This window comes from Arthrobacter sp. GAS37 (assembly GCF_044908325.1).
Classification (GTDB): domain Bacteria; phylum Actinomycetota; class Actinomycetes; order Actinomycetales; family Micrococcaceae; genus Arthrobacter; species Arthrobacter ramosus.
The window spans coordinates 41,934-55,098 of record NZ_JBIYDB010000025.1; the positions used below are offsets into that span (position 1 = coordinate 41,934).

Annotated in this window: 15 protein-coding genes; 9 read left to right on the forward strand and 6 right to left on the reverse strand. The window is 63.6% G+C overall.

Annotated features, from left to right (window positions below):
* The first annotated feature begins 13 nt into the window (after window positions 1-13).
* A complete protein-coding gene (locus ABH924_RS17635) occupies window positions 14-3,478 on the forward strand; it encodes an ATP-binding protein (RefSeq protein WP_404500859.1) in 3,465 nt (1,154 codons plus the stop codon).
* Between the two features lie 82 nt (window positions 3,479-3,560).
* Here ABH924_RS17635 and ABH924_RS17640 read toward each other — a convergent pair whose 3' ends face one another.
* On the reverse strand, window positions 3,561-4,055 hold the full coding sequence (locus ABH924_RS17640) for an FBP domain-containing protein (RefSeq protein ID WP_404500861.1): 495 nt from the start codon (window positions 4,053-4,055) through the stop codon (window positions 3,561-3,563).
* 217 nt (window positions 4,056-4,272) lie between these two features.
* Here ABH924_RS17640 and ABH924_RS17645 point away from each other — a divergent pair, with 217 nt between their 5' ends.
* From ABH924_RS17645 to ABH924_RS17655, 3 genes are all read left to right on the forward strand, one after another.
* Window positions 4,273-4,443, forward strand: coding sequence for a hypothetical protein (locus ABH924_RS17645; protein WP_404500863.1), 171 nt, complete (start codon window positions 4,273-4,275; stop codon window positions 4,441-4,443).
* Window positions 4,444-4,568: 125 nt separating this feature from the next.
* Window positions 4,569-5,465 carry an SGNH/GDSL hydrolase family protein gene (locus tag ABH924_RS17650; RefSeq protein WP_404500865.1) on the forward strand — a complete coding sequence of 299 codons (897 nt, stop codon included), beginning with the start codon at window positions 4,569-4,571 and terminating at the stop codon, window positions 5,463-5,465.
* A gap of 2 nt (window positions 5,466-5,467) precedes the next feature.
* Window positions 5,468-6,280: an SGNH/GDSL hydrolase family protein gene (locus tag ABH924_RS17655; protein WP_404500867.1), complete on the forward strand. Its 813-nt coding sequence runs from the start codon at window positions 5,468-5,470 to the stop codon at window positions 6,278-6,280.
* 132 nt (window positions 6,281-6,412) lie between these two features.
* Here ABH924_RS17655 and ABH924_RS17660 read toward each other — a convergent pair whose 3' ends face one another.
* Together ABH924_RS17660 and ABH924_RS17665 are read right to left on the reverse strand one after the other, a co-directional pair.
* On the reverse strand, window positions 6,413-6,697 hold the full coding sequence (locus ABH924_RS17660; protein WP_234754497.1) for a YciI family protein: 285 nt from the start codon (window positions 6,695-6,697) through the stop codon (window positions 6,413-6,415).
* Between the two features lie 59 nt (window positions 6,698-6,756).
* Entirely contained in the window at window positions 6,757-7,389 is a 633-nt protein-coding gene (locus tag ABH924_RS17665; protein ID WP_404500869.1) for an NADPH-dependent F420 reductase, read from the reverse strand.
* 121 nt (window positions 7,390-7,510) lie between these two features.
* Here ABH924_RS17665 and ABH924_RS17670 point away from each other — a divergent pair, with 121 nt between their 5' ends.
* Complete coding sequence (locus ABH924_RS17670) at window positions 7,511-7,990, forward strand: MarR family winged helix-turn-helix transcriptional regulator (RefSeq protein WP_234754501.1); 480 nt, start codon at window positions 7,511-7,513, stop codon at window positions 7,988-7,990.
* 99 nt (window positions 7,991-8,089) lie between these two features.
* The gene (locus ABH924_RS17675) at window positions 8,090-8,851 is read left to right on the forward strand and encodes an SGNH/GDSL hydrolase family protein (RefSeq protein WP_404500871.1); all 762 of its coding nucleotides are present in this window, start codon (window positions 8,090-8,092) and stop codon (window positions 8,849-8,851) included.
* On the opposite strand, the gene ABH924_RS17680 is transcribed toward ABH924_RS17675, so the two are convergent.
* From ABH924_RS17680 to ABH924_RS17690, 3 genes are read right to left on the reverse strand one after another with little or no spacing between them, the layout of a single operon-like run.
* Entirely contained in the window at window positions 8,848-9,714 is an 867-nt protein-coding gene (locus ABH924_RS17680) for an FAD:protein FMN transferase (RefSeq protein ID WP_404500873.1), read from the reverse strand. The genes ABH924_RS17675 and ABH924_RS17680 overlap by 4 nt on opposite strands.
* Window positions 9,698-10,258: an FMN-binding protein gene (locus ABH924_RS17685; protein ID WP_404500875.1), complete on the reverse strand. Its 561-nt coding sequence runs from the start codon at window positions 10,256-10,258 to the stop codon at window positions 9,698-9,700. Before ABH924_RS17685 ends, ABH924_RS17680 begins: the two co-directional genes overlap by 17 nt.
* A complete protein-coding gene (locus ABH924_RS17690) occupies window positions 10,255-11,724 on the reverse strand; it encodes a ferric reductase-like transmembrane domain-containing protein (protein WP_404500877.1) in 1,470 nt (489 codons plus the stop codon). Before ABH924_RS17690 ends, ABH924_RS17685 begins: the two co-directional genes overlap by 4 nt.
* 429 nt (window positions 11,725-12,153) lie before the next feature.
* Here ABH924_RS17690 and rpmB point away from each other — a divergent pair, with 429 nt between their 5' ends.
* Genes rpmB through rpsN form a run of 3 tightly spaced genes read left to right on the forward strand, consistent with a single transcriptional unit; the run spans window position 12,154 to window position 12,865 of the window.
* The gene (gene rpmB, locus ABH924_RS17695) at window positions 12,154-12,390 is read left to right on the forward strand and encodes a 50S ribosomal protein L28 (RefSeq protein ID WP_078107326.1); all 237 of its coding nucleotides are present in this window, start codon (window positions 12,154-12,156) and stop codon (window positions 12,388-12,390) included.
* Window positions 12,390-12,557 carry a 50S ribosomal protein L33 gene (gene rpmG, locus ABH924_RS17700; protein WP_003798558.1) on the forward strand — a complete coding sequence of 56 codons (168 nt, stop codon included), beginning with the start codon at window positions 12,390-12,392 and terminating at the stop codon, window positions 12,555-12,557. Before rpmB ends, rpmG begins: the two co-directional genes overlap by 1 nt.
* Window positions 12,558-12,559: 2 nt before the next feature.
* On the forward strand, window positions 12,560-12,865 hold the full coding sequence (rpsN, locus tag ABH924_RS17705) for a 30S ribosomal protein S14 (RefSeq protein WP_234754509.1): 306 nt from the start codon (window positions 12,560-12,562) through the stop codon (window positions 12,863-12,865).
* The last annotated feature ends 300 nt before the right edge of the window (window positions 12,866-13,165 follow it).

The following is a 13,165-nucleotide window of genomic DNA, read 5'->3' on the forward strand; positions in this document are numbered from 1 at the left end:
TGGAGGCAGCCAAGTGACCATCGCAACCATGCTTCCGATCGGCGAACTCACGAACCCGGGCCAGATGCGCCTTGCCTTGGTCCAGGTGGTCAATTGGGGCACGTTCCATGGCGCCCACACGATGCACGTGGACCGCAACGGCACGCTGCTTACAGGCAATTCGGGTGTCGGCAAGTCGACGTTGTTCGATGCCATGCTCCGCGTCTTCGATGCCCGTCCGCGCTCCAACGAGGCTGCGGCACAGCGGGCTGGCGGGGCTGTGGAGGACAAGAGGACCACGTTCACGTACATGCGTGGAAAAGTGGGCGACAAGGCCGTGGGCGAGGGGTCGGCGAGTGCCTTCCAGCGCCCCGGTGCCACATGGTCCGCCGTCGCGCTGACGTTCGACAACGCGGCCGGCACCAAGATCACTATCTCGGCCCTTTTTGACCTGCCTAAGAACGGCACGGAGTCCAGCGTCGGCCGGTTCTACGTGATTGACAACAAGCCCTTGGATCTCGGAGCGATCGAGGGCATCGCGGAGAAGCGCTTCACCAAGGGCGCGCTGGAGACCATCTTCCCGGACGCCCAGATCTTCGATGTCCACAAGGCCTTTGCGGAGCGTTTTCGTCGGCTTCTCGGCATCAACTCGGACCAGGCACTCCCGCTTTTGCGTGTTATCCAGGCCGGTAAGGGACTCGGCGGCAGCGTCAACACGTTCTTCCGCGACCAGGTGCTCGACGCGCCCGCGACGCTCATTGCCGCCGACGACGTCGTCGAGGAATTCAGCAACCTCATGTCCATCAGGCAGCGGCTGGAGGACGTCCGCCAGCAGCGCGATCAGCTCGCTCCCGTTCCGGAGATGAACAAGGAGTATGCCCAGTCGCTGCTGGAGGCCAACCGGCTCCGGGAGCTTAGCGGCGAGGAATTCGACGCCTACAAGCAGCAGCTCTCGGTTACGGTCCATGCCAAGACCTTGGCCCGTTTCAAGGACCTTGCCCAGGCGAAAGCCAAGGAACTCAGCGCTGAGCGAGGCGTGCGGGATGGGCTCGCCAAGGAGCTTCGCCAGCTCGAATCTGATTACAACAACCAGGGCGGCAATGCGATTTCGGCGATCGAGCAGTCGCTCGAAAATGCCCGGGTCGGTCTCAAGCTCCGCCTGCAGGTCGAGGAAGCGGCCCGCCAAGCATTGGCCGACGCCGGACTCGACCTTGAGTGGACGGCTGAGGGTTGGGAGCAGGCCCACGAGCAGGCCGCGAGCCGCTCCGCCGCACTCAAGGACGATTCTGAAGCGCTGAGGGAACTCCGGTTCGAAGCGTTCGACGGCCACGCCACCAAGAAACGTGAGCTCGCCGCAGCCCAGCAGGAGCTGGTCTCGCTGAAGACGCGCAAGTCGCTCCTGCCGCCGTCGAGCATTGAAAACCGCGCCGCGATCGCCGCAGCCACGGGCGTACCCGAGGACCGCATGCCCTTTGGAGGGGAGCTGATTGACCTCGCCGAGGGGGAGGAACAGTGGCGGCCCGCGGCCGAGCGTGCCCTGCGGAATCTCGCCACGACGCTGTTGGTTCCGGGCGAGCACTTTGCCGCCGTCACGCGCTACCTGAACGACAACACGGTGCGCGGCGCGCTGCGGGCAGTGGATGTCTCCAAACCGCTTGCGGGCGGGGCTTTGGCTGTGGAGGACGTGTCTGACGGCGACCTGCTGACGAAGCTGAACATCCTCACGCTGGGGGTGAACGCCGACGCAGCTGAGTGGATCCGCGAGCGGATCGCCGTCGATTTCGCCTACCCGTGCGTGGAAGACCTCGACGAGCTCGCCCAGCTGGACAAGGGCCTGAGCCTGGGCGGAGTGGTCAAGCGCAACAGGCACACGGTCGAGAAGGACGACCGCTTCACGAGCCGGCAGGACTACGTTCTCGGTTTCGACAATGCTTCCAAGCTGGAGCTCGTGGCCGCGAAGGTGGGCGAGCTCGAAAACGAGCTTCTGAAGGCCGCCGAACTCGCCCAAAGCCGCGAGGATTCGCACCAAGGCATGACGCGCCAGCTCGAAGCATTGCGCCGCATCGCCAACGACGAACGTGGCTGGGAACAGGTCTCTGCAGCGGTGGCGGCCGAGGAGCTCGCGAAGATCGAACAGCGGCTCAAGGATGCCTTGGCAGCGCAGGCCGACTTGGAACCTTTGCGCGCAAACATCGAGGCCGTGCGGGAAAAGCACCAGTCCTCCACAGGGTCGGCGGCGGTGTTACAGAGCGAGTACAAGACGCTCGACCACCAGATGACCACGGCTGACGCCCTCCTGGATGCTGCGCGCAACCGCCTTGACCAGGCGCCGCCGTCGGGCGCTACTGTCACTGCCCTCGAACCGTACTTCAGCGCATCCGGCGAGGTGAGCGAGCTCCACGAACTCGACACCCTGGCTGCCGAAGTCCGGAGCACGCTCCTCGCGGAATTGCACGCCACCGAGTCGCGCGGGCAGGCGCTGGCCGAGCGGCTGACGCGCTTGTTCGAAGGGTTCGTGCGCGAATGGGGTACCGCCATTTCCGCGGACCACGGCACCTCCATCGGCGCCGCGGGGGAGTTCGAGTCCCGCTATCACCAAATCGTCAGCGAAGGGTTGCCCGCCCAGGAAGCCGAATTCCGGCAGTTCTTCAACCAGCGCACGCACGAATCGTTCAGCACGCTGCTCCACCTGCTCGACGAGGAACGCAGAGCCATCACGAGCCGCATCCTGCCTCTCAACGGCATCCTGTCCGAGGTCAATTTCCATGAGGGCAGTTTCCTGGAACTCGACATCAAGCAGACGCTGCCCGCCACCGCGAAGCAGTTCAAGGACGCGATCCACAACGCGTTGAAGACGCGTCACTCGAGGCCTTCCCGCGCGGCTGGCGCAGCTTCGGGTGCCGGGGCCTCGCCCGAGCCGGACGACGACGTCGAACTCACCAACCGCTACAAGTCGCTCGAAACCCTGGTCAAGCGGCTCGGTTCGCAGACCCCCGAGGACCGGCGGTGGCGAGCCGAGGTGCTGGATGTCCGCGGACATCTGTTCATCCTGTGCAAGGAGCACCGCTCCGTCCAAGGCCCGAGGGGTGGCAAGAAGACCGAGGTGTACATGCACGCTGACACCGGCTCGATGTCCGGTGGCGAGCGGCAGCGATTCACCGCGTTCATCATGGCAGCGGCCCTGAGCTACCAGTTGGGTATCGCCGAGCAGGGGTTCACGACCTACGGAACGGTGATGATGGACGAGGCGTTCGTCCTGGCCTCGGAGGAGTTCGCCGGTGCAGGCATCAAGGCCCTGCACGAGTTTGGCTTCCAGTTGTTGCTGGCCGCGCCCGAAAACGTCATCGACCTCTCCAGGCACCTTGGTTCGGTCACGGAAATCCTGCGCGACAAACGGACCAACCGCTCCGGCGTGCTCACGGCTCCAGTCATCGGCGCCCCGGGCGTGCCTGGCGAATGGCGTTCCGAAGCCAACCCCGTGGACATCGTGCTCCGCTAGCCCCGACGCTAGCTCACTTATGTGGCACTTTCGGCGGACGCCCGCTCACTAAAAGTGAGCGAGCGTTTGCCGCCGCGGGCGGCTACTTTCCTTGGACCCGCCCCAGGAACTGGGCGGTCCGGGATTGCAGTCCGGCGATTTGGCGAACGACGACGGCGGCCGGGTCCGGATTGATCTCATTCGCCGGGGGCTCCTTGCGGACGTTGGCGCAGCAGCCGAATTCTGCGCAGATCAACGTCCCCACGGTGTTGCCGTCGCGACCCGATTGGCCCGCGCGCTTGGCAACCCAAAGATAGACATCGTCCTTGGAAAACACGTCGCGGCACAGCTCGCAAAGGACCGAGCGCTTCTTGCCGGAGCCTCCCTCGGGCGCACGCAGCAGGATGCCAGTGAGCGAACCATCGTTCGGGAGGACGAGGTAGCCTCGCATCGGCATCTTTTCGTCGCGCCAGCCTAGGAATTCGAGGTTGTCCCAGTCGAGGGAATGGAAGTCCTTCGGGAGGTTGAGTTTGACGGCCTCCGAGCGGCTCGCATTGATGAATGAGGAACGGATTTGTTGAGCGGTGATTTTCTGCACGGCGAAGTTCTTTCAGATCGTTTGGGCTCCGAAGAGGAAGGACGCTGGCGTCCGGCGATCAGGGGCACAGCAAAGGAACCCTTCGTGTGCTTCTCGTGCGGGGCGGTGGGGTTAGTTCCCCTGGCCGCCGAGCGGGATGGCCGACGCAGAGGGGGATGCAAAGTAGGCCAACACGGCCACCTCGCCGACCATGGCAGCGCCAACGTGTGCAGTGCGCATGCTCATCCTCTCGATCTTCGCCGCTTTCGCGGCCCTGGCGCGGTTCGGTGAATCAACCGGCTCTGTCATCTTTGCAAACGGCGTCCTCGGTGTCCAAAAATCCCGTGCGTTGAAGTCCCTGCAGCACCGAAGCTCGCTAAAAGTCGGAACGCCCGTTCAGATCATCTGAGCGGGCGTTTGGCCGAAAGGCACCATATGTGAGCGGGCGTTTGGCCAAAATGCCCCATAAGTGAGCGGGCGTCGAATTAACCTGGGCTTTGCCGGCGGGCAACCGGGTGGGGCTAGGCTGGCGTGGTGGCTGGGAACGTGCTTCATGCTGACCAGAACGGACGACGGCGGTTTGTTGCCTTGGGCGATTCCTTCACCGAGGGCGTGGGGGACCGGAACGAGGCCCTACCGAACGGCGTCCGGGGCTGGGCCGACCGCGTCGCCGAGAAACTGGCCAAGGCCGAACCTGGCTGGGAGTATGCCAATCTTGCCGTGCGGAGCAAACGGCTCCGCCATATCGTCGAGGAACAATTGGACCGGGCCCTGGCCATGGAACCCACGCTCATCACCCTCTACGCCGGCGGAAACGACATCCTGGATTTCGGCACGGACATGGACCTCCTCATGGCCGAGTACGAAAGGCTCGTGGCCCGCCTCGCAGCGACGGGAGCCACGTTGGTCTTGTTCACGGGGTATGACGTCAAGGTCTCGGCCGTGCTGGAACCCTTCAAGAAGCGGAACGCCCTTTACAACGAACGCGTCCGCGAACTGGCCGCCAAATACGGGGCCGTGCTCGTGGACTATTGGTGTCTAGACGCCTACCACGACCGCCGGATGTGGGCCTCGGACCGCCTCCATATGTCCAAAGCCGGACACAAATACATGGCGTCGCAGGTCCTGGATCACCTCGGCGTACCGCACAAGTTCTCGCCCAAGGACTGGGAACCGCCGCAGCGGCTCAGGCTGCGCGACTGGGAACGTCGCCAGCGCCGCTGGGTGAACGACTGGGTCCTGCCTTTGTTCGGCCGGAAGCTTCGCGGCGTCACGCTCGGGGACAGCCTTGGCCCCCGATGGCCGGAGCTCGTGAAGGTGCCGCGGAAGGCCGGGCTGCGAAAAGTCGCGGAACGCCAAGCCGCCGGGTCGGGCGCCGCCGGTACTGGAAGCAAGGCACAAGGACAAGCTCAAAAAAACGGGGGGACATGACCATGGGCATGCATACACCGCTGCGATTCGTCGCGGTCGGAGATTCCTTCACCGAAGGCGTCGGCGACACCGACCTTCGCCTTCCCAACGATTGCCGCGGCTGGGCCGACCGTGTGGCCGAGGAACGGGCCAGGCATCGGCCGCGGACGCAGTACGCCAATCTGGCCCTCCGCGGCCGTCGGCTCAGGCAGATCGTGGTTGGACAACTTGAGCCGGCGCTCGCGATGGCTCCCACTCTGGTCAGTTTCCACGCCGGAGGCAACGATCTCCTCGGCGCACGACTGGACATGCGCACACTGGTCCGTGGATTCGAGGACGCCGTTGCCCGGATCGTGCAAACTGGTGCCCAAGTCCTGCTGTTCACTGAGTACAACGTGCCGCTCTCGGCGGTGTTGGAGCCGCTCAAGCTGCGCACGGCCGTTTTCAACAAGCACATCCGCCGCATTTCCGCAGCCTACGGAACACTTCTGGTGGACCATTGGTGCTTCGAAAAGTACCAGGACCGCCGGATGTGGGCTCCGGACCGGCTGCACATGTCCGGCATCGGACACGAATACATGGCGAAGAAGGTCTTGGAGGTGTTGGGCGCCGCGCACTCGCTGGGCTCACCGGTGCTTGGAGCCCTGCAACCGCGGAGCCGCGCCGAGATCATGGCCGACGACGCCGCGTGGCTCAGGCGCGATGTGGCACCTTGGCTTTCGCGTCGTTTCAGGGGAGTTTCGAGCGGCGATCACTTGAGCGCACGCTGGCCGGCCCTTATGCCGGTGGTCTTGCCGGAGCGTCTCGGAACGTCCGCCGAACCGGCCCGGCTTTGAGAACCTGAGGCAGCGTCACGCCTGACAACTTTTTGGGATGGACAGGCATCGAAGCAGCCGAATTTCCGGGGTTCTCGCCGAGGCTAGGCGCCAAAAATGTGCTCTGCGTGACGCCCAGGACCCGCAATGAGGCTAGTCCAGCAGGTTTTCGAAACCCGTGGATGCCGTGGTGACCGTGAATTCGATGATCTCGAAGTCGGCCACTCCGTTGACGTAGAACGGATCCGTGGCCAGGGAAGCGTCCAGTGTTGCACGATCGACGTTGGACAACAGCACGCCCCCGATGGCTGGAACGCGACGTCCGGACGCAACGAAAGTGCCGGCGTCGAACGCTTCTTTGACCCAATCCATGTGTGCAGGGCGGTGGAAATCGACGATCTCGTCGGGAACTTTGTATGTCAGCGAAACGACGAACATGCCGCCCAGCCTACAACGCGGAGGGCGGCCAAACGGGCCGCCCTCCGAAACCGCAAGCGTTACGGCAGGAGCTTGACTGCGGAGTTCCAGTTGTAGTCGGGGTGGGCTTCGCTGATCTGCAGCGTCATGACGAGCAGTTGGAAGGCTTCGAGCTCACGCGAGCGGCGCAGCGGCCCGACGTTCACCGGGCGCAGCCCGGCGCCTTTGACGAAGTCGACGACGGCGGCAGTCGCCTCGGCATCGTCGCCCGCCACCAGCACGTCGAGGGTCTGGCCGTCCACTTCGCCGTCACCGAGCGTGGCAGCGAAGACGGTGTTGAACGCCTTGACCACCGACGCGCCCGGGACCAGGGCCTGGAGTTCTTCGGCTGCCGAGGATCCGGCGGGGACGGTGAGGGAATCGAAGGTCTCGAAGTTCACGGGGTTGGAGATGTCCACGATCGTCTTGGCGTTGAGCGCTGAGCCATAGGAAGAAAGGACTGTTTTGGAGGCTTCGAACGGAGTGGCCAGCACCACGACGCTGCCTTCCACCGGGGATCCCGTGATGCCTGAGGTTCCGTTGACCGTCGCCGCAAGCGCAGCTGCGGAGCCTGCGTCGCGGCTGAGGACCTGGATGCTCTTGCCTGCCACGGCCGCGCGGGCCGCAATGCCGGACGCCATGTTGCCGGTGCCGATGATGGTGATGTCAGTCATTGTTGTTTCCTTTGCTTGAGTGCTCATGTTTGATTCACATTCATTTACTTGAAGCTTCAACTAAAATAATAATGACCTTAAGTTGAAGTGTCAAGCATTGATTTCCTTCTAAGATGAACCCATGACCGAACCGCGCTGGCTCAACGCCGACGAACGCCGTGCCTGGCTGGCCCTCCTCAGTATCAACACACTGCTGCCAGCAGCTCTGGACACCCAACTGCAAGCGGCCGGCAAATTGTCGCTGTTCGACTACAACGTGCTCGCCATGTTGTCCGAAGCGGAGGGGCGGTTCCTGCCGATGAGTGAGCTTGCCGCCCGCACCAGCGCTTCCTTGTCGAGGCTGTCGCACGTCGTCACCAAGCTGCAGAGACGCGGCTGGGTGGAGCGCGAGGCCCATCCGGGCGATGCCCGTGTCACTGTGGCGCACCTGACGGAGGCCGGCATGGACACCATCGTGTCCCTCGCCCCGGGGCATGTGGATGCCGTTCGAGCCTTGATGTTGGACGCCATGACCGACGACGACGTTGCGGACCTCGCGCGGATCGGCGAGAAGATCGTGGCCCGGTTGGACGACGATCACTGGATCCTGCGCGAACGCTAAGCCGCGGCCGGCTACGAGCACGGCCGCGGCGACAGCCGTGCCGCTGCGTAGTCGGCGCCGCGCGTGACGGCCGCCCCGCACTGATGAAAGACTGACGCCATGGATTTTTCTGCCCGGTATGTGGCATTGGGTGACTCGTTCACCGAAGGACTTGGCGACGCCGACCCCTCGCGCCCCAACGGAGTGAGGGGATGGGCGGATCTCGTTGCCCATCAACTGGCTCAAAGCAACGACAACTTCGGTTACGCCAATCTGGCCATCCGCGGCAAGAAGCTCCGTCAAGTCATGGCAGAGCAGGTCGATGCCGCCGTCGCGCTTCAACCGACGCTGGTAACCCTGTACGCGGGAGCGAATGACATCTTCCGCCCCAAAGTCGATATCGACAGGCTCATGGCGGAATACGAAGCCGGCATTGAGAAACTAAGTGCCACCGGAGCCACGTTGCTTCTCTTTACGGGTTTCGACGCCCGCAGCTCCAAGGTTTTCGGGACCATGCGCGGACGCACCGCGATCTACAACGAATTGCTGCGGGAAATCGCCGAAAACCACGGTGCGCTGCTGGTGGACTATTGGCGCTTCAGCGAATACCACGACTGGCACATGTGGGCGCAGGACCGGATGCACATGTCCACTGCTGGTCATATCAACATGGCCAACCGGGTCCTGGCCGTCCTGGAGCACGAAGGTTCCCTTGAGGTCCCGCCGCCCGTCACACAACCGCAGCTTGCGCGGGTGGAAGCTTTGTGGGCCAACGCGCGTTGGGCCCGTGAACACGCCGCCCCGTGGGTCGTCCGCCGCGTTACGGGCAAGTCTTCAGGTGACAACGTCAGCCCGAAGTACCCCCAGCTCACCCGGCCCTAACTGTTCCGAGGAGCGAGGTTCCGGAAGCCCTGCGTGGCGAGCAGTCCGCCGTCGTTCTTCACAGCGAGTACGTCCACATCCCAGTGGGAGGTCGCCAGCTCGAGGGTCCGGGCGCCGCCGGCCATGATGGCGGTGGCCAGGACATCAGCCGTGATGATGTCGGCCGCTGCCACCGAAACCTGGCGGAACCCTTCATCCCGGGCGGCTGGGAGGCCCGCAGACCAAATGTGGTGGCCGCGTTCGCCGGTCCCGGAGGTCGCCAGCGCGTGCTTTCCCCTGTTGCCAAAGCTGTGCCCGACCAGCGGAAACGCGGTCAGGAGCGTCGTCCGGTCCTTCGGATCAACGATCCCCGCCAGCCACGGCCGCGTACCGCCCGGCGTCGGCGAACCGTCCACGAGGACGTCCCCGCCCGCATTGAGGCACCAATCCTTCAAGCCCAGCGCGAGCAGTGACGTTCCGGCTTCCCGTATGGCATGTGCCTTGACGATCCCCGCCAAGTCCACGACACCGTCGGGCCGCTCCGCCGTGAACGCACCTTCCGTGAGGGTGCGCCATTCTGCCGCCTCGACATACAGCCGGCGCATGTCCGCCGAGGCATTCATCAGGGTCAGCTCGCCCCGCGCCATCGCGATCGCCTCCGAGTCGGGACGGTAGAGACTAAACGTCCGGTCCAGCCTGTTGAACAACTGCTCGACGACGGCGGTGGCCGCCTCGAGTTCTTCCACCGCAGCTTGGGGAGCGGTCCCTGGAGCAGCTGGGATGGCGAGGCTCACCACAGTGCCCATGCTGGTGAACGTCCGGGAACGAAGGCGGGGCTCCGCACTGCCCTGTCCGGGCCCGTTGGGCTTAGAAATGGGCTGCATCGAGAGCCGCCTGGAGCGATGTCAAATAGGCCTCGCTGGTAAAGGTGGCCCCGCCGATGGTCTGCACGTTCGCCGACTGGGCGCTCAGCACCTCGGATCGTAGAAGGGGTGCTGCCCTGGCGCTGATCTGGACGGATCGTTGCTCTTGGTCAGTCAGATGCAGGGCTGTGACATCCGTGATCACTCCGGCCTTGATGGTCACCTGGACCTGCACTGTTCCGAAGCGGGTCTCCACTGCGGTTCCTGCGTAGGTGCCGCCCGCCTTGGCCGAAGCTCCCAGGGTGGAACTGGAACTGGAGCCCGTGCTGGAACTCGAGCCGGCTCCGGTTCCCGAGGACGATCCGGAAGCGCTGCTCCCGGTGGTTCCATTCGCCGTCGAGCCCGTACCTGAGGCCGTCCCGCCGGCGGTTCCGGCTGTGTTTCCGGCTGCGGAGGTCGTGACCGCCGATGCGTTCGATTCCGTCACCTGCGCGCCCGCCTGCCAACCGACCAGGAGGATGGCCGCCGAGGCTAGCGCTGCTGAAATTCCTGCCCTGAGTCTCACCAGTCAAACCTTTCGTAGTGGAGTTGTTCCTCCCGCACGCCGGACGCTTTTGCCTCAGCCAGCACTTGGCGGGCCCAAGCTGACGGGCCGCAAATGTAGACATCCGCGTCGGTGATGTCCGGTACGAAGTCCCGCAGCCGCGAGGTGCCGGCAGAAGCGGGCAGCCAGGCGCTTTGAGTATTCGCGGAGCGTGGGCCGGTCAGATGGAAGAGCGTGGCGCCCCGCTTCCGGCACAATTCCAGGATCTCGTCGCCTAGGAACAGCTCTTCCGTGCTGCTGCCGCGCAACAGCACGGTCGCCTGGCCGGGCGCGAACGGCGTCGATTCCAGGAGCGCCCGGAGGGGGGTGATCCCGATTCCAGCCCCGATCATCACGACGTGTTCCCGGCTTCGGGCTGCTGTGCTGAAGACCCCGTACGGACCTTCGATGGCTACTTTCGTTCCCGGTTTGAGGGAGGCGAGGCGGGCCGATCCGGCCCCCAGATTCCGGACGGTGATCCGCAAGGTGGGCTGCCGCGATGATTTCCCCACCTGTGGTTCCGCGGACAGGCTGAACGGATGTGCCTGCCACCACATGCCGGGAGCGACGAAGCGCCACACGAAGAACCGGCCGCCGTTTCCCGACAATTCGTTCAATCGCAGGCCGCTCATTTCGATGCTGAAGACGCCGGGCGCAAGGGGCACCACCCGCCGCACGGTCAGCTGATGGCGGTAGGTTGCTATCACCGGCCGGGCAATACGGAACCAAGCCAGCGCCGAGCCTGTTCCGATGTAGAGCAACAACCAGTACCAGCGCTGCCAAGTGCCTTCGGCGAACAAGCCGCCCACACTGAACTGGTGCGGAAGGGCTACTGCTACGGCCAAATACGTGAGCAGGTGGACGAAGTACCAGAATTCGTAGGGAAAGCGGCGCCGAACAGCCACAAGCGAGGTGACCACCACGGCAATGAACAGAGCCATGGATACGAACGCCAGCCACATATCGGGTACCAAGGTCCAGAGCGCGACGGCCTCGCTCACGGGGTTCAGTCCTTCGGCCATGCCGTAGCCGGTTGCCAGGAGAAGTCCGTGTGCCAGCAACAGGTAGAGCGCCGGTTTGCCTAGCTTCCGGTGGAACTCCAACGCCCTGTCATGCCCGACCGCTCCGTCCACGAACGGCAGGCGTGCCGCGAGGAGAAGCATCAGGAAGACCAGATCCATGCCGGCAAGCCCGGCCAGGATCCCGACGGCGGTGACCGCCTGGGTGAGGTTCCCGACGGACGACATCCCGCCGTCGGCGAGCCACAAAGCCAGCGCCGCTGCGAGGGAAGCCCACAGCGCAACCGTGAGCATGTCCGTCCGGAACATGCGTCGGCGGTGCTGTGCAGCGAACCTTCCCCTGGTGGGATTGCGCCGCGCGGGCACTGGAGGCTGACCCGGGGACGTACCCACACGTTGGCCTGGGGAGGCGAGGAGTTGTGACTTCATGACTCAAGATTGAACTCTCAACCTTTCGTTCTCCTGTGAAGGGCCTAGCCCCCTCTTATGAGTTGGGCGAGTTGGTTCTTATACACCCGATTGGTCTTAATTTCCCCCAACCCCTAGACTTATTAGGCGCTAGGTGGCGCGGAGCGTGTGCAATTGCTCCGGTTGGCGGTGACTGTTGGTAACAACGGGATATCCGCGGGCCGGTAGTTAGGGGCTCAAGTTGCGTGCATTCCAGTATTCGCCCAGTATTCCGGCCTGTTGTCCGGACCCACTACCTTCGCCGCAGCAGTGATCATTGGCTGGTTTCAGTCGAGGGATCCAGCCTGCGGGAGCTACCGAAAACGGTGTGGACTGGTTGCGGACGTCGCCTATTGCACGGGAAGCAGGAACTCTGCTGGCCGTTTCATTTTATTTTTTAGGAGAGTCGTCATGGCAGCAAACTGCCAGGTGACCGGAGCCGAGCCGGGCTTTGGACACAGCATTTCGCACTCGCACCGTCGCAACAAGCGTCGGTTCGACCCCAACATCCAGAAGAAGCGCTACTGGGTTCCGTCCCTGCGCCGTAATGTCACGCTGACCCTGTCGGCCAAGGGCATCAAGACCATCGACGTTCGCGGCATCGACGCAGTCGTCGCCGAAGTTCTGGCTCGTGGGGTGAAGCTCTAGTGGCAAAAGACAAGGACGTACGTCCGATCATCAAGCTGAAGTCGACTGCGGGAACCGGTTACACCTACGTAACCCGCAAGAACCGTCGTAACGACCCGGACCGTCTGGTCCTGAAGAAGTACGACCCCAAGATCCGCCAGCACGTCGAATTCCGAGAGGAGCGCTAAACATGGCTAAGAAGTCCAAGATTGCTCGCAACGAGCAGCGCAAGGTCATCGTTGAGCGTTACGCTGCCAAGCGTCTCGAACTGAAGAAGACCCTGGTTGACATCAACGCGACTGACGAAGCACGCGAAGAAGCTCGCCTCGGCCTGCAGAAGCTGCCCCGCAACGCCTCCCCGATCCGTCTGCGTAACCGCGACATCATCGACGGCCGCCCGCGCGGTACCTTCCAGAAGTTCGGTATCTCCCGTGTTCGCTTCCGCGACATGGCTCACCGTGGTGAGCTCCCGGGCATCACCAAGTCTTCCTGGTAATCCAGAAGCACTAGGAGGGCCGGCAACCGTTTGGTTGCCGGCCCTTCTTGCGTTTAAGGCGCCCGTTTCCGGGTTTTGATGCGGAGGGTCTTCGGCTTTGCGATTAAGTGGTGCAGCACACAGTGTCGAATTACGACGCCGGTGGCTTCATTTTGCGCGCAACCGGCTGTTTTGTCCCGGATTACCGCGGTTCTTGGTCGCCTGAGGGGTGATTTGCGTGGGGTCTTGTGGGTGTGTAAAGTAGTTCGAGTCGCCGCCGCTGATGCGGAAAAATTGCGACAGACTCCCTTCCAAATGGAA